The organism is Virgibacillus sp. W0181, assembly GCF_051846915.1.
GTDB lineage: Bacteria > Bacillota > Bacilli > Bacillales > Amphibacillaceae > JBPYCR01.
This window is the reverse complement of the sequence record NZ_JBPYCR010000003.1, coordinates 100,910-126,778: the sequence shown is the minus strand read 5'-3', so window position 1 is coordinate 126,778 and position 25,869 is coordinate 100,910. Positions and strand designations below refer to the sequence as shown.

28 protein-coding genes and 1 riboswitch are annotated in these 25,869 nt (G+C 36.2%); of the genes, 17 read left to right on the top strand and 11 right to left on the bottom strand.

Annotation, left to right across the window (positions count from 1 at the left end; translation table 11 throughout):
* The first annotated feature begins 249 nt into the window (after positions 1 to 249).
* From ACLIBG_RS02785 to ACLIBG_RS02770, 4 genes are all read left to right on the top strand, one after another.
* Positions 250 to 807 (top strand): O-acetyl-ADP-ribose deacetylase, encoded by a 558-nt coding sequence (locus ACLIBG_RS02785; protein WP_439311188.1) that lies wholly within the window; start codon positions 250 to 252, stop codon positions 805 to 807.
* A gap of 134 nt (positions 808 to 941) precedes the next feature.
* Positions 942 to 2,738, top strand: a complete 1,797-nt coding sequence (locus ACLIBG_RS02780) for a glycerophosphodiester phosphodiesterase family protein (protein ID WP_439311187.1) — start codon at positions 942 to 944, stop codon at positions 2,736 to 2,738.
* A 135-nt stretch (positions 2,739 to 2,873) separates the two neighbouring features.
* Positions 2,874 to 3,080 carry a hypothetical protein gene (locus tag ACLIBG_RS02775; protein WP_439311186.1) on the top strand — a complete coding sequence of 69 codons (207 nt, stop codon included), beginning with the start codon at positions 2,874 to 2,876 and terminating at the stop codon, positions 3,078 to 3,080.
* A 73-nt stretch (positions 3,081 to 3,153) separates the two neighbouring features.
* Entirely contained in the window at positions 3,154 to 3,912 is a 759-nt protein-coding gene (locus ACLIBG_RS02770) for a DUF3603 family protein (protein WP_439311185.1), read from the top strand.
* 282 nt (positions 3,913 to 4,194) lie between these two features.
* Here ACLIBG_RS02770 and trpS read toward each other — a convergent pair whose 3' ends face one another.
* A complete protein-coding gene (gene trpS, locus ACLIBG_RS02765; protein WP_439311184.1) occupies positions 4,195 to 5,178 on the bottom strand; it encodes a tryptophan--tRNA ligase in 984 nt (327 codons plus the stop codon).
* A 620-nt stretch (positions 5,179 to 5,798) separates the two neighbouring features.
* Between trpS and ACLIBG_RS02760 the strand changes: the two genes are divergently transcribed.
* The 6 genes from ACLIBG_RS02760 to pepF all read left to right on the top strand — a co-directional run bounded on the left by ACLIBG_RS02760 (position 5,799) and on the right by pepF (position 12,899).
* The gene (locus ACLIBG_RS02760) at positions 5,799 to 6,998 is read left to right on the top strand and encodes a putative glycoside hydrolase (RefSeq protein ID WP_439311183.1); all 1,200 of its coding nucleotides are present in this window, start codon (positions 5,799 to 5,801) and stop codon (positions 6,996 to 6,998) included.
* A gap of 203 nt (positions 6,999 to 7,201) precedes the next feature.
* On the top strand, positions 7,202 to 7,789 hold the full coding sequence (locus ACLIBG_RS02755) for a GNAT family N-acetyltransferase (RefSeq protein WP_439311182.1): 588 nt from the start codon (positions 7,202 to 7,204) through the stop codon (positions 7,787 to 7,789).
* A 288-nt stretch (positions 7,790 to 8,077) separates the two neighbouring features.
* On the top strand, positions 8,078 to 8,473 hold the full coding sequence (spxA, locus tag ACLIBG_RS02750) for a transcriptional regulator SpxA (RefSeq protein ID WP_439311181.1): 396 nt from the start codon (positions 8,078 to 8,080) through the stop codon (positions 8,471 to 8,473).
* A gap of 363 nt (positions 8,474 to 8,836) precedes the next feature.
* On the top strand, positions 8,837 to 9,508 hold the full coding sequence (mecA, locus tag ACLIBG_RS02745; protein WP_439311180.1) for an adaptor protein MecA: 672 nt from the start codon (positions 8,837 to 8,839) through the stop codon (positions 9,506 to 9,508).
* 262 nt (positions 9,509 to 9,770) lie between these two features.
* Positions 9,771 to 10,946, top strand: a complete 1,176-nt coding sequence (locus tag ACLIBG_RS02740) for a competence protein CoiA (protein ID WP_439311179.1) — start codon at positions 9,771 to 9,773, stop codon at positions 10,944 to 10,946.
* A 135-nt stretch (positions 10,947 to 11,081) separates the two neighbouring features.
* Positions 11,082 to 12,899: an oligoendopeptidase F gene (gene pepF, locus ACLIBG_RS02735; RefSeq protein ID WP_439311178.1), complete on the top strand. Its 1,818-nt coding sequence runs from the start codon at positions 11,082 to 11,084 to the stop codon at positions 12,897 to 12,899.
* A gap of 219 nt (positions 12,900 to 13,118) precedes the next feature.
* Here the strand turns inward: pepF and ACLIBG_RS02730 are convergent, their stop codons facing one another.
* The 4 genes from ACLIBG_RS02730 to ACLIBG_RS02715 all read right to left on the bottom strand — a co-directional run bounded on the left by ACLIBG_RS02730 (position 13,119) and on the right by ACLIBG_RS02715 (position 15,433).
* Positions 13,119 to 13,298 carry a hypothetical protein gene (locus ACLIBG_RS02730; protein ID WP_439311244.1) on the bottom strand — a complete coding sequence of 60 codons (180 nt, stop codon included), beginning with the start codon at positions 13,296 to 13,298 and terminating at the stop codon, positions 13,119 to 13,121.
* A gap of 203 nt (positions 13,299 to 13,501) precedes the next feature.
* Positions 13,502 to 14,383, bottom strand: a complete 882-nt coding sequence (locus ACLIBG_RS02725) for a ClpXP adapter SpxH family protein (protein ID WP_439311177.1) — start codon at positions 14,381 to 14,383, stop codon at positions 13,502 to 13,504.
* 19 nt (positions 14,384 to 14,402) lie between these two features.
* A complete protein-coding gene (locus tag ACLIBG_RS02720; protein WP_439311176.1) occupies positions 14,403 to 14,783 on the bottom strand; it encodes a globin domain-containing protein in 381 nt (126 codons plus the stop codon).
* A gap of 65 nt (positions 14,784 to 14,848) precedes the next feature.
* The gene (locus tag ACLIBG_RS02715; protein ID WP_439311175.1) at positions 14,849 to 15,433 is read right to left on the bottom strand and encodes a CYTH domain-containing protein; all 585 of its coding nucleotides are present in this window, start codon (positions 15,431 to 15,433) and stop codon (positions 14,849 to 14,851) included.
* A gap of 164 nt (positions 15,434 to 15,597) precedes the next feature.
* On the opposite strand from ACLIBG_RS02715, the gene ACLIBG_RS02710 reads away from it, so the two are divergent.
* The 6 genes from ACLIBG_RS02710 (at position 15,598) to ACLIBG_RS02685 (ending at position 21,216) form a co-directional block, all read left to right on the top strand.
* Positions 15,598 to 16,206 carry a GTP pyrophosphokinase gene (locus tag ACLIBG_RS02710; protein ID WP_439311174.1) on the top strand — a complete coding sequence of 203 codons (609 nt, stop codon included), beginning with the start codon at positions 15,598 to 15,600 and terminating at the stop codon, positions 16,204 to 16,206.
* Positions 16,207 to 16,301: 95 nt separating this feature from the next.
* Entirely contained in the window at positions 16,302 to 17,117 is an 816-nt protein-coding gene (locus ACLIBG_RS02705) for an NAD kinase (protein WP_439311173.1), read from the top strand.
* Positions 17,118 to 17,130: 13 nt separating this feature from the next.
* On the top strand, positions 17,131 to 18,021 hold the full coding sequence (locus ACLIBG_RS02700; RefSeq protein ID WP_439311172.1) for an RluA family pseudouridine synthase: 891 nt from the start codon (positions 17,131 to 17,133) through the stop codon (positions 18,019 to 18,021).
* A gap of 205 nt (positions 18,022 to 18,226) precedes the next feature.
* A riboswitch (M-box (ykoK) riboswitch) is annotated at positions 18,227 to 18,391 on the top strand.
* Positions 18,392 to 18,547: 156 nt separating this feature from the next.
* Complete coding sequence (gene mgtE, locus ACLIBG_RS02695) at positions 18,548 to 19,906, top strand: magnesium transporter (protein WP_439311171.1); 1,359 nt, start codon at positions 18,548 to 18,550, stop codon at positions 19,904 to 19,906.
* 99 nt (positions 19,907 to 20,005) lie between these two features.
* Positions 20,006 to 20,617: a CotO family spore coat protein gene (locus ACLIBG_RS02690; RefSeq protein WP_439311170.1), complete on the top strand. Its 612-nt coding sequence runs from the start codon at positions 20,006 to 20,008 to the stop codon at positions 20,615 to 20,617.
* 362 nt (positions 20,618 to 20,979) lie between these two features.
* Positions 20,980 to 21,216, top strand: coding sequence for a hypothetical protein (locus ACLIBG_RS02685; protein WP_439311169.1), 237 nt, complete (start codon positions 20,980 to 20,982; stop codon positions 21,214 to 21,216).
* 23 nt (positions 21,217 to 21,239) lie between these two features.
* Here the strand turns inward: ACLIBG_RS02685 and ACLIBG_RS02680 are convergent, their stop codons facing one another.
* The 6 genes from ACLIBG_RS02680 to ACLIBG_RS02655 form a co-directional block, all read right to left on the bottom strand.
* Complete coding sequence (locus ACLIBG_RS02680) at positions 21,240 to 21,953, bottom strand: DUF421 domain-containing protein (protein WP_439311168.1); 714 nt, start codon at positions 21,951 to 21,953, stop codon at positions 21,240 to 21,242.
* A 174-nt stretch (positions 21,954 to 22,127) separates the two neighbouring features.
* Positions 22,128 to 22,571 (bottom strand): GNAT family N-acetyltransferase, encoded by a 444-nt coding sequence (locus ACLIBG_RS02675; protein ID WP_439311167.1) that lies wholly within the window; start codon positions 22,569 to 22,571, stop codon positions 22,128 to 22,130.
* Positions 22,568 to 23,086: a YjcG family protein gene (locus ACLIBG_RS02670; RefSeq protein ID WP_439311166.1), complete on the bottom strand. Its 519-nt coding sequence runs from the start codon at positions 23,084 to 23,086 to the stop codon at positions 22,568 to 22,570. The genes ACLIBG_RS02675 and ACLIBG_RS02670 overlap by 4 nt, the downstream gene beginning before the upstream one ends.
* Positions 23,087 to 23,412: 326 nt before the next feature.
* Positions 23,413 to 24,138, bottom strand: a complete 726-nt coding sequence (locus ACLIBG_RS02665) for an alpha/beta hydrolase (protein WP_439311165.1) — start codon at positions 24,136 to 24,138, stop codon at positions 23,413 to 23,415.
* A gap of 229 nt (positions 24,139 to 24,367) precedes the next feature.
* The gene (locus ACLIBG_RS02660) at positions 24,368 to 24,466 is read right to left on the bottom strand and encodes a YjcZ family sporulation protein (protein WP_439311164.1); all 99 of its coding nucleotides are present in this window, start codon (positions 24,464 to 24,466) and stop codon (positions 24,368 to 24,370) included.
* Between the two features lie 246 nt (positions 24,467 to 24,712).
* Positions 24,713 to 25,243 (bottom strand): CotY/CotZ family spore coat protein, encoded by a 531-nt coding sequence (locus tag ACLIBG_RS02655; protein WP_439311163.1) that lies wholly within the window; start codon positions 25,241 to 25,243, stop codon positions 24,713 to 24,715.
* Positions 25,244 to 25,643: 400 nt separating this feature from the next.
* Between ACLIBG_RS02655 and ACLIBG_RS02650 the strand changes: the two genes are divergently transcribed.
* A complete protein-coding gene (locus ACLIBG_RS02650) occupies positions 25,644 to 25,838 on the top strand; it encodes a hypothetical protein (RefSeq protein ID WP_439311162.1) in 195 nt (64 codons plus the stop codon).
* The last annotated feature ends 31 nt before the right edge of the window (positions 25,839 to 25,869 follow it).

Sequence of the window (25,869 nt, the reverse complement as noted above, 5' to 3'; positions counted from 1 at the left end):
ATGCCGATTTTGATTTGGTAAAAATTTTTATATAGTATAAATGCGATTCGGATTTTCGCTATCAAGTCTTGGTCAAGATTATTAAACAGAGTTATGAAGATATATAGTGTTTTAAATAAGCCAATCTATGCAAAAACAAGTCTCGAATTAAGCTATAATTGTGTTTTTTCTATGAATATTACGGATATATATTTAATACTGGTCAATTTATTCAATGTTTATGACGGTGAATGTAAGGAGGAGTCGCATATGCGAGTGGAAGTTAATGGGAACACACTTGAGTTAATGAAAGGTGATATTACACTTCTGAAGGTAGGGGCTATAGTAAATGCAGCTAATGGAACGCTCATGGGTGGAGGTGGTGTGGATGGTGCCATCCATAGAGCGGCTGGGCATGAACTGCTTGAGGCTTGTAAATCGGTTCGGAAAAATGAACTAAACGGCAAAAAGCTGGAGACAGGGAAGGCGGTTATTACAAAAGGGTTTAAGTTACCGGCCGACTGGATCATTCATACAGTTGGACCTGTTTGGAGTGGGGGAGATGATACAAAGGAAGAATTGCTAGCCAATTGTTATAGGAATTCCTTGTCGCTTGCACAAAATAAGGGGGTTTCAAGTATTGCATTTCCGTCGATATCAACAGGTGTTTATCGCTTTCCGGTTGATTTAGCAGCTCGTATTGCCATCGATACAATCAAGACACATTTGCAAAATAATTCATTTGGAAAAGTTATCATCACTCTCTTTTCCGATAATGATTATAATATCTATAGTGCAGCATTAAAAACAGGAATGCGTAATGAATAAAAAAATCTTTGTTCTTTTTGTTAGTGGGGTAGGAAAGGAACCCCACTGAAATGAAGTTTCACTTTATCCTCATACATATTTTGTAGAAAAGAATCATAGGGAAATTAGATGAAAGAGAATCGGGGGGTGAATAGATGGTTCAGATGTTTAAAAATAGTCTCGAAGATTTCAAACTGTCATATATAAAATATTTATCATTTGAATTGATCTATTCGTTTCTTGGAAGTGTGATTTTTGTTCCCATTTTAACATACCTTTATAATCAATTGTTTATGATGGTCGGTAAAGGCCAAGCATTGCTAAACAATGAAGTCTATAAGCTAGGTCTTAGTTTTGAAGGTCTTCTCGGTTTATTTATCGTCAGTTTTGTTGCGGTATCAATTTTATTTGTGGAGCTTGGTGCTATCATTTTAATCGCGCAAAAAAGCTACTTTAGGCAACCAGTTTACATTTCGGATGCATTTGTTACGTCGATGAAGAAGTTGCCGAAACTATTAGGGTTCGGTATTTTTCAGTTATTTTTTCTTTTGTTGCTTGGTATTCCCTTTCTTGATGCTTCAACCTTACCACCGTTATTGGACTTAAACATTACTATCTTGATAACGGATTTTTTTCAGGAGACTCTAACGGCAAAAGTCATTTATCTGGCGTTGTTTATTGGCGTCATTTATTTGTACTTACGTTGGATTTTTGCACTCCATTTTATTTTTATCAAAAATAAATCAATCTATAATGCAATGAAAGCTAGCTGGAAATTAACAGAACTTTGCAAATTCCGGATTATAATGTCCCTTATCGTATGGAATATCCTATTTATTGGGATTGGTTTTCTGATCGTTACTCTTTTATCGCGATTGGGCATAGTTATTGATTCAAAGGTGATTGGAGATTTTATCGGTAACTATTTACAAATGTTTTCCAGTTACATAACGATTGTTTTATCGTTCTTTTTTATACCGATGAACATAATCATCCTGACACGGATGTTTTATAAATCGCAAGGAGAATCCGGAATTGAGGTTAGTGATTGTTTGGATCTTGACAAAAGTATACTTTTAAGTCGCGTGGAATCAACTATCAATCGTATGATCCCGCGTGGAAAGACTACGCTTACCACACTAGCAGTTATCTTGTTCACAGCAGTGTTTTTGTTTAATTACGTTATACAGGATTCGATCGTTTATTTACGGTGGGACGTAGCCGTTGCCGGGCACAGAGGGGATGGATTTAATGCTCCGGAGAATTCCATATCAAGTATCCATTCCGTTATTGAAAAAGGAGCCGATGCAGTGGAAATCGATGTTACCTTAACAAAAGACGACGTACTCGTACTGAGCCACGATCTCGATCTTATGCGTACGGCAGGGATTCCGTCGAAAATAAGTGATTTAACGTATGAGGAGCTGAAAGATATTGATATTGGGCGCCTTTACGATGAATCCTACGCCGGGGAAAAGATTCCAACATTAGATGAAGCACTCGCATTAACAGTTGAGAAAGATATTGGTGTAATTATTGACGTAAAAACCGAACGTGACGAAGCAGTTTACGCTAAAGAATTGGCAAGGCTAATCGAAAAACATGACGCCAAGGAGCTGGCTTCCGTTCAGTCTTTTAATCAGCACTTGCTCAAATTGATTCGTGAACATAACAGTGAAATACAGCTTGGACAGATTTTGTACTTATCTGCAGGTAACCTTTCCGGACTGGATGTCGACTTTTACACCGTTCGTGAAAGTATGCTCACGAATAGATTTATTAAACGCGCAAAAAAGGAAAATCGTAAAATTTGGGTATGGACTGTTAACAACGAGCGCAACATTAAAGAGGTTTTATCATATGACATTAACGGGATTATTACAGATTACCCTGAAAAAGTTCAACGTATTATAGGGGTCAGACCTGATGAAGAGGAAGCAATAATGCGTTAAATTATATAGTTTAAACTTTGGTAAAAGCGATTTTTAACGAACTTTTGAACCACCTCTAAAATGTATTCATCATTTTTTTAACTTGACTGCATAAATATATATAAATCGATGGACAGGCTAGAGGTGATTTGTATAATGTGGTATATTTTTTTGTTTTTAATTGGATTTGGACTAGCTGTTTCCGGTGGAGTGACGATTATTGCATATATGAATTTTTTACCAGCAGGTATTACATGGTTTGAATACTTTATGTTTATTAAAAGCAGAGTAGAATGTTACTTTTTACCGATTGGTTTTTTAATAATGGCCTTTACTATTTATCGTTTTCCGAATAACATTTAGCAACCTGCACAAGAATATTTTTTAATCATGATGGTCATAATGATTTTAAATGCTTTAAAAGGTGGGTTGCAACATGTTATATGTATATGATGTATGGGTGAATTGGTTTGAAGGGGAAGAGAACGGATATAACGTATGTCATTTTCATGAATGGCGTAAGACCGATCGTATTGACTTGCTTGATCAAGTTCCGTTATTTTACATAACCGATGAATTGTTTTCCAACATAGAAAACGGAATGAATGATTTGCCTGAACAATTACTTTATAAAATACATAAGCGGGCGTACCGAAAAAATGGTCAGGAGAGAAAAGAAATTGATTATGCGTGTATTGTATCTAATGGAAAAGAAATAATTGCTTTTGATACAATTGGATACCGAATACCAGTTCGAAAAAGTCGTTTGATTCCGAGGCAGGAACAGCTTATATTTGGCATGTTGGAAAACACAAAGTTGCATATGTTTAAATTTAAACAGCCGTCGAAAGAAGAGAATAGAAATATAATGTCTTTGAAACCGTCATTAGTTATTGGTCTGACAAGAAAAGAAAGACAGCTTAAACAATTGTTGATGATGGCGTTGGATCAATTGCGAACAATCAATAATCCAGAGGAACTGCGTTATTGGCTCACGGAGTGGGATCCGAAGAAATATCCATTTATACGCGGTATGGATAAAGACAAGGTATGGAATGCTTTGTATAATGACGTCAAACATGGATGGAGCAAAAGGCACGAAGAATTATGCGCTAAACTTATAAAGGGGCAAACATTCCTTGAAAATATGTGGGAGTTTGAACAAACGCAAAAACAAAACACATCAAAGTTATAAAAAAAGTCAGTGCATATGTGGCACTGACTTTTTTATGGTTTGATTAAGATGAGTTTTCGGGTTGTGGATATCACGCTTTATATCACTCTGAGTGTGGATATATGCGCTCCAAGTACGGATATAATCTTCTCGAGTGTGGATATATCGCTGCAAGTGCGGATCTAATCTTCTTGAGTGTGGATATATCGCTTTAAATACGGGTATCTGTCACCTCATGGGTGAGATACAACGCTAATGGCATATTATATGTTTTATCCACTTATCTTTTGTACCGAAGATTGATTACTTTCTACCCAAGCCCATAGCCGCATTTGCAGCTTTCAATGTTTTATTAGCTGTTGCAGCTGCTTTTTCAGCGCCGCGATCCAAAATATCATCTAAATCATTGGACTGAATTAATTGTTCGTATTTTTCTTGAATTGGCTGAAGAAGTTGAATGACTGCTTTAGCTGTATCACCTTTAAATTCTCCGTATCCTCTATTTTTGTATTTATCTTCTACCGTTTCGATAGTTTCCCCTGTACAACTCGCGTGGATTGTCAGCAGATTTGAAATACCCGGTTTGTTTTCTTTATCAAATGCGACAATACCTTCTGAATCCGTCACTGCGCTTTTCAATTTTTTTTCAATTTTTTTAGGTGTATCCAGCATGGAAATAAACCCTTTTGGATTTTCATCCGATTTGCTCATTTTTTTCAGCGGATCCTGCAATGACATGATCCGGGCTCCTACTTTAGGGATACTAATGTCAGGAACGACGAATGTTTTTTTATATCGATTATTAAAGCGTTGAGCAAGAGTTCTTGTCAGCTCCAAATGCTGGGTTTGATCATCTCCAACCGGTACAATATTTGTCTGGTAAAGCAAAATATCTGCAGCCATTAAAGCAGGGTATGTAAACAAAGCAGAAGAAACTCCATCTTTACCGGATGATTTATCTTTAAATTGTGTCATGCGTTCCAGTTCACCCATATAGCTGATCGACTGAAGCATCCAGCTTAATTGAGCGTGTGCTGCAACTTCTGATTGAATGAACAAAGTCGATTTTTCATGGTTAATTCCAGAGGCAAGATATAATGCAGCTAAAGAGCGGATATTATGCTGTAATGTTGCAGGTTCTTGTGGCACGGTAATTGCGTGATTGTCGACAATGCAAAAATAACAATTTTCATCTTCCTGCAATTGAACAAATTGGCTGATTGCTCCTAAATAATTACCTAAAGTTAATGTTCCGCTTGGCTGAATGCCGGAAAATATTGTTTTCAAAATAATTCACTCCATCAGTTTATCTTGTTATATGTAGTTATCTATATTACAGCATTGTTTTTTATAAGGACAGGTAGTATTGTGATTAGCTGGCTAATTTAAGCGCTCAGCTCCCTTGGGTCTTAAGCATGAACTTTTCGTGAAAAAACCGCAACTACGGTTACTCGCTTAAGCTATGCCTGAGGCTGACCCGGGCTCTTGCGCTTTTCTTAAGAAATTCAATAGTCATCTTGGCTTGATGAACGATAATTATTAGCCACCTTATCGGCCATTATCGCTGCATATATATTCTTAGCAACTGTGTAAAAAGGTTCATTCTTCCCGAATCAGAACGAATAATCAATTATATTTTGCTGAATCAGATTGATTACCAATTAGTATACATTTGTGTACATAATAATTCAGAGTTAATTTCAGTGTACCCACAAATTAGGGGAGGTCTATTCGTATTATGTATATTATACCATCGTGAGTTCTTATCCACTCAAATTATATACTACGGCTGAAAAATAAATCAAGCAAAGACCAATTCGACAAAAATCGCAAATTCCCATTTAGTTTTTAGGGTTTGTCCTTTATAATAAATAAAGATACATAGTTTTATAGTAGGAGATGGGATCATGATAAAAAAACAACTACAGACTTCGTTCATCCTGACAGTTATCCTTCTTGCATTTGTTCATCCCGTCAATATTCATGGCGACGAGATCCAACAAGCAAAATTACATCAAGAAAGAGAAATCAACATTGAAGCGATAAATACAGATAAAAGTTTCCAACGATTTACATATGACACAGGCCTTAACTTCGAGTATCCAGAGGCAGTAAGAGGAATCTATGTTACAGGTCCTTCAGCAGGCGGAGAACGTCTAGGAAAATTAATTGATTTAGTAGAAACGACAAAGTTAAATGCAATGGTGATCGATGTTAAAGAAGACTTTGGGAAACTGACATTTCGTCCTGAAGATAATCCAAAATATAAGGATGCAGCTGATAATTTTATAAAAGACCCAAGAAAACTATTGGAAAAGCTGGAAGAAAAGGAGATATATCCGATTGCTAGAATCGTTGTTTTCAAAGATTCCGTATTATCGAAAAAACGTCCCGAATTATCATTTACGAAAAATGGAAAAGTATGGGTAAATAATAAAGGTGAAGCCTTTGTCAATCCATTTAGTAAAGAAGTGTGGGATTACAATATTGGGATAGCAAAAATGGCAGCTGAACTTGGTTTCCAAGAGATTCAATTCGATTATGTGCGCTTCCCGGAAGGATTTGAACGTCGTGATAAGGAGTTGGATTATACACTTGGTGACTACAAAAATTCCGATTTAAACAATATAAAAAAACGGGTACAAGCTGTAACAGACTTCGTTGCTTACGCCAAAAAGGAATTAGAATACTATGATGTGGATGTATCCGTCGATATATTCGGCTATGCTGCCACTGTCGAGGAAACTCCTGGCATTGGACAAAACTTCTCGAAAATATCCAGTAACGTAGATGTTATTTCTTCCATGATCTATCCAAGTCATTGGACGTCATACTTTGATATTCCATTTCCTGATAAAGAGCCATATCGGCTTGTGAGCGAATATGCAAAAGTCGAAAACGATGTTTTAGATAAGTTGGAAAATCGACCGACATCTCGACCATGGATTCAAGATTTTGAAGCGCCATGGTTGTACGATGGCCCCGCGACTCAGTACGGAAAAAAGGAAGTTGAAGCACAAATTAACGCATTGAAAGAGCATGGAATTAACGAATATTTACTCTGGAATGCAGGCAATACGTATACAAAAAATGTGGATTATAAATAGGGTAGAGGGTTTCGGGCATCTATTCTTTAAAGAAGTGAATAGAATGTCCGAATCGATTTAATAAGCAACAAGAAAATGCGATTATTTAATAGGATGTCGGGTATACTCTTTTACAAGTAGTTAAAAAAAGAGGATTATTGCAGAACTTTACTTAATAATAACTTCATGAAAAAGCGTATTATCCGTAAAAAAGGAGTAATAGGATGAATTGGTACGAGAAACTTAGTGAATATTTCCCGGTGGAAGAAATGAAGTCGAAAGCGCATATGGAAATATTATTAAAGGAAAAAGGTGATGTTTACCATAAGGATGAGGGACCGCATCACGTTTTAATGTATGCAGAATTTGACCAGTTTCTATTTATCGATTACTTATGGGTCTCTTCTGAGTCCAGAGGTCAGGGTATCGGACGTCAGTTAATTGAAAAACTCAAAAAGAAAAACAAGGTTATAATTCTTGAAGTTGAACCGGTAGATTATGAGGACACGGATACGAAGAAAAGACTACATTTTTATCAGCGAGAAGATTTTAAACATGCGAGTTCGATCGGTTATACTCGTCGATCACTAGCAACAGAAAAAGATACGCCGCTGGAAATCTTGTATTGGTCACCAAAAGATCATTCTGAAGATGCGATATATGAACAATTGAAGCAAACATACATCGATATTCATACTTATAAAGATATGGAAGTTTACGGGAAGCGATATCAAACAGTAGACGATGTATTAACCAAAAAGGATGGCAATGGGACAAGTATTTTCAATGGTTTGGAGAATGAAAAAAATTAAAAAACGTAAATAATTAACGGCAAATTTTAGAAAATGATTAATTTTTTTTGTAAATCAATGTTTAAAAATTCGTTGTTAGAGGTATATTACATTTAAATGAAATATATTACAAATATTGACGAAATCAATTCGCTTTTTTAGCTTTACCCCCTACCTTTTACTTGACAAATATAGTATAATCAACAGTAGGGAAGTTATTTAAACTTATTATAAAGTAATAAGTGATTTGATATGCATGGTTTACAATATGTTATATACACATTTTTTAGAAATGAGGAGTGAAGTTACATGGTAACACTTTATACCTCGCCAAGTTGTACATCTTGCCGAAAAGCAAAAGCATGGCTTGAAGAACACGGGATACCGTTTTCGGAGCGAAATATATTTTCCGAACCATTATCATTGGACGAGATAAAAGAAATTTTACGGATGACAGAAGATGGAACAGATGAGATTATCTCGACCCGTTCCAAAGTTTTTCAAAAATTGGACGTTAATATTGACCAACTTCCGTTAAAAGATCTATTTCATCTTATCCAACAAAATCCAGGCTTGTTGCGCCGTCCAATTATACTGGATGAAAAGCGACTGCAGGTCGGATACAACGAAGACGAAATTCGCAGGTTCCTACCAAGAACTGTCCGTACGTTCCAATTACGTGAAGCACAGCGAATGGTTAATTAAATTTGTGAGATATTTCGCATACACATTACAAAGCGTAGCCCATTAATAAAGGGTTGCGCTTTGTGCTTTTTATATAATAAAATTTCCACTTACTTCTAAGATGATTAGTAAGCTTTAAATTAGGGAAAACATCTAGTGACAAATATTTAAAAGTCGTTTAGAATAGTATATTAAACAGGATAAACCTTTATATTTTCAAAACGAGCATGATTATCATACAATGAATATATAAGTAGTAAGGATGAATGTTTGGTTGGAGTAATCTCTTCCACCTAATTATTTTATACTTTAAAGCTGATAACCATTTTAAGGTTAAAGTAACTAGCAAGCTTGTATTTTCCAATTGAAGGGAGAGAATCAACAATGGAAATAGAAAGAATAAATGAGAATACAGTAAAATTTTATGTTTCGTATATAGACATTGAGGATCGAGGATTTGAAAGAGAAGAAATATGGTACAATCGAGAACGCAGTGAACAATTGTTCTGGCAAATGATGGATGAGGTTAATTATAAAGAGGATTTCTCCGTGGAAGGCCCATTATGGATCCAAGTACAGGCGTTGGAAAAAGGATTGGAAATAATTGTTACAAAAGCACAAGTTTCGAAAAATGGTGAAAATCTGGAACTTCCTGTAAATGACCATGAAACAATTGATATTACTGTAAACGATAAAGTCGAAAACATGATTGGTGGAAAAATTAATAAAGAGAAGGAAAGTGAGCAAGAAGAGGATGGGCTACCATTGTCGGTTATCGTCCGTTTGAACGAATTTGAAGACGTTATTCAATTAAGTCATTATATTCATTTAAAAGAAGAAGACGATTTTATAAAGACACTATATTTTTACAATGGTAAATACTACTTGTATCTTGAATTTACACAAGATATGGAAGAGCGACAAGAAGATATTCTTAGTCAAGTTTTTGAGTATGGTGACGAGTCAAATGTGACCATTCATGTACTAGAAGCATACGGAACAGAAGTGATGAAGGAAGATGTATTCAACCAAGTAAAAGTCCAATTTTCCGCATAACAAAGACACTCGAACAATGAGTGTCTTATTTTTTTGTATTGATTTAACGAAACAATCTGTATACCTGAAGACTCCCTCGGATCATCACGGGACTACTACTCTTCATTTAAACGATTTGTGGAACTTCTTCATGCATCAAAAACATATTTGACACTTCATATAAACGTCATTTTCAGTCAATCTTTTACAAAAATTCGTCTAATATTAGCAGGACATTCCATGTTTATGTGGTATATGTAGTGTAGGAGGTGACTGTATAAAAGTGTTGCAAGCAAAAACAAGTGTTGGACAATTTGTAACGCCGGCTAGATTAACGTCAAAAGAAATAGATTGGCACCGGCAACATACAACGTTTTACTGTCCAGTATGTCAGCATAAAGTCATTTTAAAAGCCGGAATGAGAATCATACCTCATTTTGCACACCATTCAGATTCCGATTGTTCTAGTGCTCAAAGAGGAGAAGGCGCCTACCATGAAAAGGGAAAATTGATGTTATATGAGTGGCTAAAAAATCAACAGATGGACGTCCAACTCGAGCCCTACATTGGAGATATTAATCAACGGCCGGATCTGCTCGTATCGATTAAAAATCGACATATCGTCATTGAATTTCAATGTGCAACTATCTCACAAGAGCAAGTGCAAAAGAGAAACAAAGGTTATCAAGACGCAGGTTTGATACCAATCTGGATTTTAGGCGCAAATCAAATGAATCGAATCCAAAAACGATCACTAAAGTTAAATGCGTTATCGTTACAATGCATGTATCGGTTTTCTTCAACAACTCCTCTTACATTAATCTACTTCTGTCCGGACTCGCTTCGCTTACTGCTTTTTCAACATATTTTTATGACAACTACAAAGAAAGCGATAGGAACGTTCCATTTTCACCACATACAAGCGATACGATTTACTGACCTCTTTAAAAAGCAGCCGTTAACTCAAACTGAATTACAAACATTGTGGTTTAATGAAAAACGTGCATTTCGATTGTATCCAAGAAGGCGAATATATGGAAGCGAACGAAAGTGGTTGCAATGGCTCTATGATAAAAACACCCATTTTGAAAACCTGCCATCTATTATTCATTTACCCGTTTCTTCTCAATATTTGATGAAAGTGCCTCCCTGGAATTGGCAGAGTCGACTATGCCTTGATATTATTCATCCTCTTCCTATAAGAAACACCTTTTCATTTAACAGGTGTAAAACCTTATTGCATTTTTATTCGCACTCCTCAACAGATTTTCCACTTATACAAACGGACATTGATCCCATTCATCAATACTTACAGCATTTGATTCGTCTAAATATAATTAAACAAACAGCAAAAGATCAATATGAAAAAATTCACTCACTCAAATTTTATACTCATATTGAGGATGCACTTAAAGGGGATGCAGCAGTTTTAAAACAATTAATTACAAAATGCATGTAAATTACAGGCATGAACAAGCTCTAAATCGTTATACTAGTAAGAAGTGCCACTTTTAATTAAACTTGGAGTATATAGGAAATGTAGGATAAAGGTGTATGCTAATGAAATTCATAGTATAAATGGAGGTATGTAAAAATGGCAAAAGCAACGAAAAAACTGCAAAAGCGCAGCGAGGTACCTGAAGAACGTACATGGAAGCTGGAAGATATTTTTGCTTCGGATGATTTATGGGAGAAAGAATATAAAGCTCTAGAAGCAGATATTCCTAAGATCAAGGAATATCAGAATACATTGTCCGATTCCTCAAAAAGTTTATTACAAGTGCTACAATTGCAAGATGAACTATCCGAACGGCTCGGAAAATTGTATACATATTCGCATATGCGTTACGACCAGGACACAACTAACGGTTCTTACCAAGCAATGAATGCACGTGCGGATAATATATTAACCCTTGCTTCAAGCAGTATGAGTTATATCGTACCGGAAATTCTCGAAATGGATGAAAAAAAGCTAACTTCTTTTATGGAGGAAGAAGAAGGGTTAAAGCTTTACCAAAAAACTTTGGATGAAATTACAAGACAGCGTCCGCATATTTTAAGTAAAAACGAGGAAGCACTTTTGGCACAAGTCTCAGACCCGATTCAAGCGGCATCTCAAACATTTAGCATGTTAAATAATGCAGACTTAACTTTTCCTGAAATTAAAAATGAAAAAGGAGAAGAAGTAGAATTAACACACGGCCGCTACCTTGGTTTTATGGAATCAAAGGATCGACAAGTACGTAAAGCCGCTTTTGAAGCAATGTATCACACGTATGGCAGTTTTAAAAATACTTTTGCGACGACGCTGAGCGGTACCGTGAAAAAAGATAACTTTTATGCAAAAGTAAGAAATTACGATTCTGCACGGCAGGCTGCCTTGGATGGCAATAATATTCCTGAAAAAGTGTATGATAATCTAGTCGAAGCAGTCAATGACCGATTAACCTTGCTTCACCGCTATGCTAAATTACGTAAAGAAGTGCTTCGTCTGGATGAATTGCACATGTATGATTTATATACACCGCTTATCCAGGATACCGATATGAATTTTACCTACGAAGAAGCCCAAGAACATGTATTGAATAGTTTGAAACCTATGGGAGCAGACTACACGGCTATTATTGAGGAAGGTTTTCAAAATCGCTGGATAGATGTAGAGGAAAACAGAGGAAAACGAAGTGGTGCTTATTCATCGGGATCGTATGGAACGAATCCGTATATATTACTTAATTGGCAGGATAATGTGAATGATATGTTTACATTGACACATGAACTGGGTCACTCGGTGCATAGTTACTTTACGAGAAAAGCACAGCCTTTTCGCTATGGTAATTATTCAATCTTTGTTGCAGAGGTTGCTTCTACATGCAACGAAGCATTGTTGAATGAATACATGCTTAATAATTTGGATGATGAAAAACAAAAACTGTACATTTTAAACCACTTCTTGGAAGGCTTCCGCGGAACAGTTTTTCGCCAGACGATGTTTGCTGAATTTGAGCACAAGATTCACATGCTTGCTCAAGATGGGGAAGCTTTAACAGCCGATAAACTGACGGAAACCTACTATGCACTTAATAAAAAGTATTTCGGTGATGAGGTCATTTCGGACGAGGAAATTGGATTGGAATGGGCACGAATTCCTCATTTTTACTACAATTATTATGTATATCAGTATGCAACCGGGTATTCTGCAGCCACTTCACTCGCCAAGCAAATACTGGATGAAGGAGAGCCGGCAGTAAACCGTTACATTGATTTCTTAAAAGCGGGAAACAGCGATTATCCAATTGAAGTTTTAAAAAAAGCAGGGGTCGATATGACCGGAAAACAACCTATTTTAGATGCACTGGATATATTTGAAGAAAAACTGACCGAAATGGAAGACCTTCTTAGAAAAACGAAATAGTAAGCCTGTTTTACAAAAAGATTGTCCTATTCGGATTTCATAGAGGGAATTGAAGGAAGTTAAATCGATTGGTCAGTTCCATTAGACAAAGGAATTTAATTAAACTGAAACGGAAGCATAAACTGGATTATATGAATACGTAAACAAGTCTAAAACGACTTCAGCCAAATAAGGCCTGAAGTCGTTTTTGTATGCAGCAAATTACTATTATTCACCCTTTCAACGCATGCCACGATAAACACGTGGGTGCATGAAAGAATAAACGGTTAAATAAATGGAAATAAACAATATAGGCAAGGTGATAAACATCGGGATAAATTGCATCAGACCAAATAGGTTTAAAATGAATGCACCAATCGTTACGATCAAAAAGATAATAGGAAGAGAAGACTTCATCAAATAACACGCTCCCATGGTTATGTTCATTCCATACCCAATCCAAATCTAGCATTGACGATGATTCCGTATATTAAATTTATATGAAGAATATTCAACCATTAGAATAAAAAACTCTAAGTTTATGAATCTACTTAGAGAGGTCAAATTAAATCTGCAAAGCATACTTCGCGTTTTAACTTTTTTTATTTGTATTTAGAGCACCACTATGAAATATATTTCCAGATGGAGTCATGCTTTACGTTTATCTTTTTTACCTTTCGCTTTAACTGCAGCTTTTTCATTTCTCTTTCAGCTTCAGCCAGCGTCCAATCGTAAATAACCGACAATTCTTTGTTACCAACCATTCCGTAATGGGCAAGAAAATCTTCCAATGGTGGCTTTTTGGCAGGCGGCATATCTACTTGCAATATTTCTCTTAAAATATGAACATATGTGTCATAATGATGAAACCCAGTAATTTTAATACCGTGATCTTCAATGACATGATTAAAGAAAACGAGTGTAGGTAATGTATCAACGTTCATATCTTTTAAGATTTTTAAATCGCACTGAAATGCTTTTTTGGCAGAGCTGGATTGCAAGTCATTACTGAATTCCTCTACATCCAATTTGGCGTTCTCTGCACACCGGATTAACGTTTTTTCATCTGAAATATCTTCATTATTTATAAAAAACGCTTCTTGTACTTTACGCAGAAACAATCTTCCTGCCCGATTCCCTTGAAGCTCTGCTGCCTTTATAGCCATGGACGTACTCCACGGGAAGTTGTCGGACTTTAAATCGCGATCGCAGCTAATACCGGAAAACTTATCTGTTTTTTCCCAAATAGGTATTGGATTTCGGTTTTTCACCGATTTCTTGCGCAATTTTACTAACCGACCGCTAATGACAGGGCGGATTGTAAAAAAGCGTCCATATTCAATGGATAACTTCTTGAAGATGGGGTCTAATGTCCAACATTCAGGACATAATGGGTCAATGAAAGCATATATTTCTATCGGCTTCTCTATAAAATCAATAAAATTATATTTCACTGAATGATCTGCATGATTTGCTTTAGGTTGTTCGTACAGATTCCAAACCATACATAAGTCCCCCTTTTCTTTATTCTCGCGTGTTAACCATATGTTGAGCTGTCATGACCAGTCTTTCAAATATAGCACTACGATATGGCTCTTCTATCTCTGCCTCTTCTAATGCCTTATGCATACATTCCAGCCAGGCATCTTTTCTTTCCGGTGTAACTTCAAATTCCATATGTCTTCTTCTGAGCATCGGATGTCCGCGTTCTTCGTTGTAAATGCTTGGTCCTCCAAAAAATTGGACTAGAAATAAACGCTGTTTTCGAGCTGATTCCGCTAAATCGTCAGGGAAAATAGGAATAAGTTTTGGATTATTTCCAATATGTTTATATAGTGAATCAATTATTTTATCGATTGGTTCATAACCACCAATTGCTTCAAAAATGGTTCCTGGTTTTGTCATGAAGTGTGCTCCTTCTATGTTTCTATCATTGTAGCAACGGAAGGCGGTCTGGGCAAATGATCCGATTATTTTCCGTCAGCTGGACAGTGTGTTTGGAAGAAGCGAGAAATTTTATTTGGTGTCTCTTTTTCAGTGATGGCGTACTTCTGTAACAGTGAATGAAAAGCTTCCAGACCGCTTTCCTTGCTTGGAGCTTCAATTTCCAATTCCCAATCGGCATACCCATTATAGGTACTATAATCGAGAACATAAAGTATGTCATTATTTTGAAACTGGCGACGTTCTGTAACTAGACTGCCATAACAGATCAATTGTGCAATATTAATATTTTTGCCAATTAATCGTTTCATTGTATATTTATCATCATTTATATTACCGTTAATCCATGAACATGCCTCTTTTTTCGACAGTGAGTCATGCGTTTCAAGTAAACCATCTGGATGCGGTTCTTTTAACGTGAGTTGATATTTGTCATTCTTTTCACGAATGCGTAAGGCACACCCTAGATCTTTTAGTTCAAGTGTTTTTGTTTCAAAATAATAGTTCGTTTGCTTGCAGGGAACTTCTGGAAAAGGAAGAGCAACTAGTAATCGCGTGTGTTCCTGCTCCGTCAATAGCATTTTATATTCAATTTCAATTTCCTGAGACATATTTATCCTCCAAAAGGGATGTTATGTATATTATCTCGAATAATTTATTCTGATGCAAAGATTATTCATTTCCATTTATTATGATAAAATAGGTAAAGGGCGTTTAATGCTCTAAATATGGTTGGATTATTATGTTAAGATATTGGAAAATAGGTGATAATTATATGGATTGGGAAGCATTCCTTGCACCGTATGCACAAGCTGTTGAAGAACTTAAAATAAAATTCAGAGGTGTTCGTAAACAATTTAATCATGAAACAAGTCATTCACCAATTGAATTCGTTACAGGAAGAGTAAAGCCGTTAGCAAGTATATTGGAAAAAGCGGACGAAAAACATATATCATATGACCGAATTGAAAAAGATATTCAGGACATAGCTGGAATTCGTGTTGTTTGTCAATTTGTCGATGATATTTATCGAGTGGTAGATATGGTGCGTGAACGAAATGATTTGCAAATAATTATTGAAAAGGATTATATTAAAAAAAATAAAGATAGTGGCTATCGCTCGTTTCATTTAATTATTGAATACCCGGTTCAAACGATACGTGGAGAAAAAAAGGTATTGGCCGAAATACAAATACGGACATTAGCAATGAATTTTTGGGCGATCAATGAACATTCATTAAACTATAAATATAAGGGTAAGATACCAACAGATGTTAAAGAAAGATTGAAAGGAGCTGCAGAAGCCGCATTTCGCCTAGATGAAGAAATGTCAAAAATAAAAAAAGAAGTACAAGAAGCCCAACGAATTTTTCACCGCAAATAATCAAAGCTAAATCTGCACTAAATTTTTTAGACATTCTGGTTTGATGTGAATACTTATCATAATAATTAATTAAAGAATTATAGGAGGTGTCTGGATTGAAGTTTTCAGTTGTATCCAAAGGGGACAATCGTTCAAATAAAATAATGGCAACGGTAAAGAAATATTTAACCGATTTTGACCTTATTTATGATGAGGAAGAACCGGAGTTAGTAATTTCAGTCGGTGGGGATGGCACCTTGCTTGAAGCTTTCCATCTTTATGTACATCGCTTGCCTTCTACTGCATTTATAGGAATACATACCGGTCACTTAGGATTTTATGCTGATTGGGTACCAGAAGAAATAGAAAAACTCGTCATTGAAATAGCAAGAACACCCTATCAGGTCGTTGAATATCCACTACTGGAGGTCATTATTCGGTTTAAAACGGAAAGGAAAGAAAGTCGGTTTTTAGCTTTAAATGAGGCTACAATAAAAACGGCTGAAGGCTCTGTCGTTTTCGATGTACAAATTCGCGGAGAGCACTTTGAAACATTTCGGGGGGATGGATTATGTATTTCAACTCCTTCAGGCAGTACAGCCTACAATAAAGCGCTGGGCGGAGGGATTATTCATCCGTCGATCGAAGCAATCCAATTAACCGAAATGGCATCGATTAACAATCGCGTTTTTCGTACGATTGGGTCACCATTAATTTTGCCAAAGCATCATACATGCTTGCTGAAGCCAATGGTCGATCGCAGTTTTTTAATTGCCCGAGACCACTATACAGATACATTTACAGATGTTAAATCCATTCAGTGTCGCGTGGCGAAAGACAGAGTACGATTCGTTCGTTATCGACCGTTTCCGTTTTGGAACAGAGTCCGCGATTCATTCGTCTCTGAAGGGGAAGAAATAGATAAAGGTTAATCGGATGTGAATGATGTTGCAATGGAAAATAACAAAAGAGTACAACGGTATGATTATTCGTGACTACTTACAGAATGTTCATTCGTTTTCGAGAAGAATGATTAAGGCGATCAAGTTTGACGGTGGTGAGATGTTGGTAAACGGAAATATCCAGCATGTACACTATCGTTTAATTGAAGGTGATATCCTGTCTGTTCAACTTCCACCTGAGCGCATTGGGCCTTCCATGACAGCGGAGGATGTGCCTTTATCGATAATGTATGAGGATGAAGCGATAATCGTATTGGATAAACCACCTGGGACAGCGACCATACCATCTCGTCATCATCTGCATAAAACGATTGCTAATGGATTGCTCGCATATTATAAAAAACATCAACTACCTTTTACAGTCCATGTTGTTACAAGGCTCGACCGTGATACGTCAGGCCTTCTTTTAGTCGCCAAACACCGATATTGTCATTCACTATTGGATCGAGCGATACAAAATAAGAAGATTGAAAGAAAGTATACAGCAATTGTAGAAGGTCATTTAATTGAAAAACAAGGATGTATTGATGCTCCAATTGGCAGAAAAGAAGGTTCAATTATCGAACGACAAGTGAGGAATGATGGACAAAAAGCGATTACACATTATCAGATAAGAAAAGAATATGCGAATCAATCGCTCGTTGATATTGAACTTGAAACAGGGAGGACGCACCAAATTCGTGTCCATTTCTCTTCTATTGGTCATCCGCTTGTGGGAGATGATTTATATGGCGGTTCGGTCAATACATTAACGAGGCAAGCGCTCCATTGTTCAGAGCTTCGTGTGGAACATCCTTTTACAAAAGAAACAATTACCTTTCAGTCACCCTTGCCAAAAGATATGCGTGATCATATTCGATTAATTCAACATTAAATTAATTTTAGGGATATGAGGTACTGACGAAACTATCATTAGAAAAGTTAATCTCGTGATGGCTAGGTTGTATCAGCCAAAAGGCTTCAATTTTATCATTATGGTGATTGGTCCAAGCCCATTTGCTATATGCTAATCAACGTATTTTAATTGACTTAAACTGTTTGTATCCTCCATAATATAGATAATGAAAATAAAATATTGAATTACCCCTCGTTAGGTGAGGCTCCTATATGGAAATAAGCTGCTACCCAGAAACGTCGAGAGACACCAATGGGTTAACAGAAACCATCGACATAAGGTGGTTTCTAATGTAGCGGGATATGCATCCAAGCTATATAGTGCTAAAACTCCACGATGGAGGCTTATTTAATCATGCTTTAAATGATAAACACCCTTCTTCGTGAGTGGTGTTTTTTAATTTGCTTTTTTACAATTGGTTAAGGATATGAATAACGAATAGATGTTGAATAAAGATTATTGAAATGGTTTATTCACACTGATAAATAGAAGTGGGTGATGAAAGATGGAAGATAAAAACAACCTGGATAGACATGTCGATTCTTTGCATAACCTTTTGGAAAAAGAACTAACGGGAGATTTTCGTAAAGAGTTTCTGGAAATTCACCCTTATGACCAAGCGATGTTTTTCCGGAAACAAACGCAAGAGGCTAGACTACAAATTTATACTTATTTATCGCCGGAAGAAATTGCTGAAATAATGGAAAATATAGAATTGGAAGAGACGGAAATATTCTTCACTGAAATGGATCCGCGATTTGCTTCAATGGTATTGGCGGAAATGCCTGCGGATGATGCGGTGGATATTTTAAATGGACTGGAAAAAGATGCCGTTGCCAGCTTTCTGACAATCATGGATAAATCAGCTGCAGAAGAAATAAAAGAGCTCCTTCATTATGAGGAAAAAACCGCCGGTAGTATTATGACTACCGAATATGTTTCCGTTTATAAAATGAATACAGTTAAAGAAACGATGCAGCAAATGAAGCGAAAAGCACCAGATGCAGAAACGATTTATTATATGTATGTGTTGGATGAAAACAAGCATCTTGTCGGTGTACTATCATTACGTGATCTAATCATTGCGGATGAAGATGTACTTATTTCCACGATCATGAGCGAACATGTCGTTACTGTTTCAGTCGGACGGGATCAAGAAGAAATAGCTCAAATGATGAGAGACTATGACTTTCTAGCACTACCGGTCATCGACTTTCAAAATCATTTGCTCGGAATTATTACGGTCGATGATATTATGGATGTCATGGAAGAAGAAGCTAGCGATGACTACTCTAAGCTCGCGGCTATATCCAATATTGACCGACCGGATGATGGTCCCGTTGAATCAGCTAAAAAAAGACTCCCTTGGCTTATTATTTTATTATTTTTAGGAATGATGACAGCGAGTCTAATAGGCAGTTTTGAAGAAACATTGGAACAGGTTGCCGTGTTAGCAATTTTCATTCCATTAATTGCCGGCATGGCGGGTAATACAGGCACTCAGTCACTCGCTGTAGCTGTCCGGGGGATAGCGACAGGTGGCTATGGAAAACAAGGAAAAATGAAGCTAATTATCCGTGAAGCAACAACCGGATTAATTACCGGAGTTGTTTGTGGAATCGTTATTATAGCTGTCATTTATTTATGGAAAGGTGAGCTGTTTCTTGGTATTCTTGTAGGTATTTCGATTATGGTAACACTAGTTGTTGCTACGTTATCCGGCGCATTGATACCGCTCGCAATGGATCGGCTTAATATTGATCCGGCTGTAGCATCAGGACCATTTATTACGACGTTGAATGATCTTACTTCCATTTTAATTTACTTCGGAATGGCTACTACGTTTATGCAGTTTTTATTATAGAACGTTAAAGGAACCATACTGGAGTTTGCCTGTAGAAACACATTTCCTGTCTTAGGCTCATATAATAAGTAGAATATTTTCTACAAAGGAGTGCAGGAAATGGGAAAGCAATATGCGAAGAATCCCTTGCTATATATTCACCAGCCAGAAAGAAAAGCGCCGAAAGCAAAGATGCAAGAAAGTTATACGTCGACATCGGTAAGTAAAAGTAACCAAACGTCACCATATAAAGCGACATCTAAAAAAAAGTCACGCAGACACAGCTATTCAAACCCATTATTAGGAGCAAATAGAGGCGATTATAGTATAATCTATGATGCCGTTACAAAAGGATATGAAACAGTGGATAATACATCTTATAAAGAAAATGAGACAGACGATCATACAGATTTAACAGAAACAGGCGCTGATACAGAGGGAAAAGAAAAACCTGAAGATCATATGAAAGAAACTGACACGGACACAGATGATGTTATGCAAACAAAAAAGAAATTCAGTGATTTAAGTCTTGATGAAAAAATCAATTATTTTATAAACAGACCCCGTTTTGCTCCGGAAGTGAAATGTGAATTAAAAACAGAAGAGAAAGTGTATAAAGGCGTGATTGTTCATAGAGAAGGCCAACAAGTATTCATACGAGTTGGAAACAGAAAGTCATCAACTCAACTTTCAATTGAAGATATAATGGAAATTAATTTAATTGGGTTTTAGATCGGTAAAAGAACGGATTGCAGCGTAACATCGCCGCTCCGTTCTTTTTTTTATTAGAGAAGATAGCATAAAATTCTCTCATAGCTCTCCCTTGGACGCACTAGAGGTTCTAGTGCAAATCTTTTCGGTGGGACGAGCATTTACGCGCAGTCCTAGGCGGCGCCACAAATTTTTACGGTGGTGCGAAAGCGAAGCTACAGTCCCAACATTGAACCACCAGCTATGAGCTGGCGCAGTCGCTACGTTACTAAGCAGGGCACTTACGATTTTTTTATGTTTATCTTTTTTAATTAAAGGGTATTTGTTATTAAGAACGAATATAATGTATCACTATCTCATTAATAAAAAATGGAGTGATTATGATGGGTTATATTTTGCCGGTAACAAATCACCAATATATCAATTACCAAACACGAGATATTAACCAGAAAAAAAATAAGCATCATATTGAAGGTCCGTTCAAAGTGATTTTGGATGAAGCATATGAAAATAAAAGCAATAAATACTTCCACCAACCAAATCGATACACCTATAATAACTGGGTGCAAACAGTAGCGGATCAATTCAACAGGGGAAGTTATGTTGATACAAATATATAACGTATGTGAATGAAAAAGATTTGTTAGTTATGTTTAGCGGCCATATCCTTGTTTTTAATCTTTGTATATGGAAGTACAAAAAGTCTTTGACCTTGCTTCCACTCGGCATAAAATACTTCTTTTACAGATTGAAGACCTTGCGCACGTACTTCATTCAACAACCATTGTTCGGTTAAATCGGATTCAGCGAGATTATCTTTGATCATTTCTCCATCACTTATTAACGTCATGGCTACTTGTGGTACAGTTGGTTGAATGTTTAAATCCTGTTTTGTCGGGGTTTGAAAATCTGATTTTTTTAGTACCGAAACTTGGCCGTTTGGCTCCATAATTGCATACTCCACTTCTTGTATGGCAAAAACATCTTTCATCCGGAGCATGTGTTGCAATTCACCAATATCAATTTTATTTTTTCGTAATTCTTCATATATTAATTTCCCTTTATGAATCACAAAGGACGGCTTGCCTTCCAGTAAATTGCGGGAACCTTTGAATTTTTGGGTAATAATCTCCACTATAAACAATAAGCCACCCCATAATACAATAACAAAACCAATTGCCATAATCCCTGCTTTTTCATCAAATAAAGCATTACCAACAAGTTCACCCAATACTAAAGCAGCAATAAAATCAAAAGGTGTTAATTGTGATATTTGTGTTTTTCCAAGTACTTTCGTAAGTAAGAACAGCGCGGCAAATCCAAAAAGGGTTTCAAAAAACATGGAAGTATAATTCATAAAAGTTATCTCTCCTTAAAAAAATCATCACACTTTATATTGTCCGAAAAAGAAAGTGTCATTCATGAGAGGCGGTACATAAGACATTTTTGCTGATTTCGAGCACATACTGGCAGGAGAAATAACGATCAAAGCCAAATGGAATTTCGTGAAAAAAATAAAGCAGTACACAACTTAATTGTGGACTGCTTTATTGTCTAATGATTTAATCATCGTAATATGTGGGATACCAGCATCTATAAAAGCTTCGGAAACCGTTTCATAGCCGAGGTGCTTATAAAAGTTTTCCGCATGGGTTTGTGAGTTTAGCTTGGATTTTTTATAACCACGGTCTGCAATGACCTCTTCCATTTTTTGAATCATTTTCTTCCCATAAGCTTTTCCGCGATGTTCCTTTAAAACGCTGATCCTTTCTAACTTTCCATATTCACCAATAAACCGAAGACGTGCAGCTGCAATCGGTTCATTATTTTCGTAACCTACAAAGTGGACACTATATTGCTCGTTCTCATCCACTTCAAGCTCAGGAGGAACCTGTTGCTCATGGACAAAAACAGTAGTTCGAACGTATAAAGCGTCTTCTTTTTCACCTGGTGTTTCAACAACTTTTATATTCACACGATTTCCTTTCCGAACACGAACGTTTCATATACTGTCCAAGTCCCATTTTCGAGTTGATAACATAGTTGAAAACGATCGATTTCTTCTTCAAATTGAATATCCATCATCTGTAATGTTCCAAAAACATCCGAATATTCATCTTCGGACAACTTTTGGGCAATTGTTATATGAGGAACGAAGGAGTATTCCTGCTTCTCCGGAAATTTTCCTTGATGCATTTTAGCGTTCAAATCGATTAATTGTTGAATTGGCTCGACCTTTAAATATATGGTGTTTGTAACGGGAGCAAATGTACTTACTTTATTAATATTAATTTTAAATGGTTCCATTTCATTAGCAATTTTCTTCAATTCTGGAACAAGTTCTTTAATTAAACTTTCATCTGCCTCAAATGAAGGCTTTAATGTAATGTGTGGTGGAACATTGGCATACTGTGGATCATAACGCTTCCTGTACGAATTAGCTTCATCTTGAATTGATTTGGACGGGAAAATAGCGATTCCATAGTTCATCATTTTTAACCTCCTATATATTGGAATAAATTTTATGTAATAGAAAAAATATCAAGATCAGTGAGATGCGCGAAGTGGGTTACTCTTTAGTATACCAAAAATAAGCTTAAATAAAAGGGAATAGATCGATTAATCGGAAAATAGCACGAAAACAGTTCTCCCTTAATGATGTAAATGCTTGTACTAATATAAAGAACCGATAGTATAAAAAAATCCCTATTCCATTACTTCGTACATTGCGGTTTAATAGGATTGTACTTACCTGCTAGCGATGAACTTATTCAGGAACTGTCAAACCTCTTCCAATTTATTATACGAAACGTCATTCAAGCAAGCATTTCTTTAAGCGCATGTGGTAAATCTTTTTGCCAATGTTTCCATGTATGATTCGCATGCTCAAATTCCTGATACGTATAATTATTATTTTGTTCCTTTAATAAATCATGAAGTTCACGATTTGGTGTTAAAAAATCAATTTCTCCAAAAACACTAGTAGGTACACTTGTTTCACTTTGGCCAATTGTATGATAAATATGTAGCCCCGAAATATTCTCAGCCTTTCTCACTTCATTTTTTACAGGATTATCAACGAGCGGAGACTGCAAAATGATGATTTCAAATAGATTCGGATATTTGATAGCTGTCAAGAGTGCGATGGTTGCAGCAAGGGAATCTCCCATAAGTGCCCATCTTATCCCTAAAGGGTTTAAAGGAAGCGATTCTTCCAATAAAGGGAGCACCTCATGCGTTAAAAACCGGAGATATGATTCATACTGCTCGCCTTTTGGATGATATTTTTTAACTCTGTCGTAACGATCTATATAATGAATACCGACAAATGTTGTGTTAGATATGTCTTCATTGGTATGGAGTTTATCACTTAAAGTAGAAATACGTCCAATTTGAAAATAATCATCTCCATCTTGCATGATACAAACTGTATGTTGATAAAGCGGATCTATCGATTCAGGTTGATAAATTTTTAATGAGATCGTTTCATTTAAATAGGAACTTGTAATGTTCTTTTCAATCATTTTTCCTTTTAGAGCCAATTTATAACACCTCAAGTATATATTCAATTTCATTCCCGATTATGCATGATAATAAACATGCACTTTTGATTGTATCATTGAACAAGGGAACATACTATTTTTTATTTTGATTGAGTAACAACGATTGTTTCGTTGCTCCTTGCAAAACAAAAAACCTCCCCTATTTTGACAGGGAAGGTTCCATTAAGCAGGTAAATTAAGTTATTTACTGGATAGAAACATTATTTTTTTAATGCCCTACAAAAGCAGTACCTACGATAATCAACAAGATAAACAGCACTACAATTAAGGCAAAATTGTTTCCTCCACTATATCCTCCGTAAGACATATTACTTCACCTCTCTGAAAGTTTTGAATTAGCACCTTACAATTTCATCTTATGTTTCTTTACTGGAATGTGATTGGGTTTTTGTATTAGTAAGGGGCTATTTCTGAGGTTGAGATATCGAATCCGCAATTTGAACAACCTCTATAAAGCTTTTTAGAATACTGCTCTATAATCTGAATATATTAAAACAACAGCTTCGGCTTTCCACCAAAGACTGTTGTTTTGTTCTTTATTTTAGCGTACAAATTAAAGTACAGATACTGCAGGTAGACAAGTAATTGCACAGAAGCAATTTAAGTCTACGGTAATGCAAATGCCGGTACGGTTCAAATCATTGACGTATTTCCAATCTAACTGTTCGCACGGATCATCATTACATTCTGCACCATCTTGATCTCCTGGTTTGCTAGGCTCCACAGCATCAAAGGTTAGAAGTTCAAGCACTGCACAACAGTCATCACTCACTTCTTTCACACGGAAGATGAAGCTCTCTGTGCAATCAAATATTGGTTTACCATTTTTGATTTGAATGTCGGCTCCAAACCCTTTGAAAGGCTGGAGATCCTTTCCGTAAAGGATGAATGGCACAGTATCTAAATTATTACGAGATACCGGCTCCAATAAATTACTGATGGATTTTGAACAACTTACATCACACGCCATATCGACGACATCTTCTTGAGCGTCGGCTATCGCACGGACAACGTCACATACACAATCATCAGTGAAAGTTCCTCCAACGTGGTCATCTTTGTCAAATCTTTTTCCACAACCCATAGATATATACACTCCTTTTGTTTTTAATCATTACACTTATAACGTATGTAGCGTGCTGTTTTTTGTATGGACGAATATCATGGGTATTATAAATAACTAGAATAAAAATCATTGGAAAACAATTATGGAAGAATTAATTACCAAAATATGGCGAACTTGGTTACATTAAAGTTATAAAAAACGTTAAAACAAATAAAAATCAAATAGTATAAAAGGTTTGTAACTACAATTACCAAAAGGATCATTATTAATGTTTAGATGTGCATGATGCATGAAGAAGATCGCTGAGGATCAGCCATTAAATGCGATAAATGATAAATTTTCCGATGGGATCGATTTCACTGAAAAGGAAGGATAAATCATTCTGGTTTATTTATATTCATGGAAGACCTATGTTCCTATGATTGTCACAACTGCTGATTACAAGGCTAATAAAGCAGGGCAAGACGGTCTTTTTACAGTGTGCAGCCAGGAATGCGGTCAAAAGATGAAAACAGCACTTGCAAAAGAAAAAGATACCTTTAAAGAGTTTTCAGACATAGATAGATTGAATGAGATTATATTACGATTTTCACGCAACAAAGACGCTTTATAGCCCAAAAGGATGTTTTGCAGTGGTTAGGTTG

Excerpts from the sequence above, each read along its gene's own strand:
- ACLIBG_RS02785 (WP_439311188.1), top strand. The coding sequence starts at position 250 with ATGCGAGTGGAAGTTAATGGGAACACACTTGAGTTAATGAAAGGTGAT.
- ACLIBG_RS02780 (WP_439311187.1), top strand. The coding sequence starts at position 942 with ATGGTTCAGATGTTTAAAAATAGTCTCGAAGATTTCAAACTGTCATAT.
- ACLIBG_RS02775 (WP_439311186.1), top strand. The coding sequence starts at position 2,874 with ATGTGGTATATTTTTTTGTTTTTAATTGGATTTGGACTAGCTGTTTCC.
- ACLIBG_RS02770 (WP_439311185.1), top strand. The coding sequence starts at position 3,154 with ATGTTATATGTATATGATGTATGGGTGAATTGGTTTGAAGGGGAAGAG.
- ACLIBG_RS02760 (WP_439311183.1), top strand. The coding sequence starts at position 5,799 with ATGATAAAAAAACAACTACAGACTTCGTTCATCCTGACAGTTATCCTT.
- ACLIBG_RS02755 (WP_439311182.1), top strand. The coding sequence starts at position 7,202 with ATGAATTGGTACGAGAAACTTAGTGAATATTTCCCGGTGGAAGAAATG.
- spxA (WP_439311181.1), top strand. The coding sequence starts at position 8,078 with ATGGTAACACTTTATACCTCGCCAAGTTGTACATCTTGCCGAAAAGCA.
- mecA (WP_439311180.1), top strand. The coding sequence starts at position 8,837 with ATGGAAATAGAAAGAATAAATGAGAATACAGTAAAATTTTATGTTTCG.
- pepF (WP_439311178.1), top strand. The coding sequence starts at position 11,082 with ATGGCAAAAGCAACGAAAAAACTGCAAAAGCGCAGCGAGGTACCTGAA.
- ACLIBG_RS02725 (WP_439311177.1), bottom strand. The coding sequence starts at position 14,383 with ATGGTTTGGAATCTGTACGAACAACCTAAAGCAAATCATGCAGATCAT.
- ACLIBG_RS02720 (WP_439311176.1), bottom strand. The coding sequence starts at position 14,783 with ATGACAAAACCAGGAACCATTTTTGAAGCAATTGGTGGTTATGAACCA.
- ACLIBG_RS02715 (WP_439311175.1), bottom strand. The coding sequence starts at position 15,433 with ATGTCTCAGGAAATTGAAATTGAATATAAAATGCTATTGACGGAGCAG.
- ACLIBG_RS02710 (WP_439311174.1), top strand. The coding sequence starts at position 15,598 with ATGGATTGGGAAGCATTCCTTGCACCGTATGCACAAGCTGTTGAAGAA.
- ACLIBG_RS02700 (WP_439311172.1), top strand. The coding sequence starts at position 17,131 with ATGTTGCAATGGAAAATAACAAAAGAGTACAACGGTATGATTATTCGT.
- mgtE (WP_439311171.1), top strand. The coding sequence starts at position 18,548 with ATGGAAGATAAAAACAACCTGGATAGACATGTCGATTCTTTGCATAAC.
- ACLIBG_RS02690 (WP_439311170.1), top strand. The coding sequence starts at position 20,006 with ATGGGAAAGCAATATGCGAAGAATCCCTTGCTATATATTCACCAGCCA.
- ACLIBG_RS02685 (WP_439311169.1), top strand. The coding sequence starts at position 20,980 with ATGGGTTATATTTTGCCGGTAACAAATCACCAATATATCAATTACCAA.
- ACLIBG_RS02680 (WP_439311168.1), bottom strand. The coding sequence starts at position 21,953 with ATGAATTATACTTCCATGTTTTTTGAAACCCTTTTTGGATTTGCCGCG.
- ACLIBG_RS02670 (WP_439311166.1), bottom strand. The coding sequence starts at position 23,086 with ATGAACTATGGAATCGCTATTTTCCCGTCCAAATCAATTCAAGATGAA.
- ACLIBG_RS02660 (WP_439311164.1), bottom strand. The coding sequence starts at position 24,466 with ATGTCTTACGGAGGATATAGTGGAGGAAACAATTTTGCCTTAATTGTA.
- ACLIBG_RS02655 (WP_439311163.1), bottom strand. The coding sequence starts at position 25,243 with ATGGGTTGTGGAAAAAGATTTGACAAAGATGACCACGTTGGAGGAACT.
- ACLIBG_RS02650 (WP_439311162.1), top strand. The coding sequence starts at position 25,644 with ATGATTGTCACAACTGCTGATTACAAGGCTAATAAAGCAGGGCAAGAC.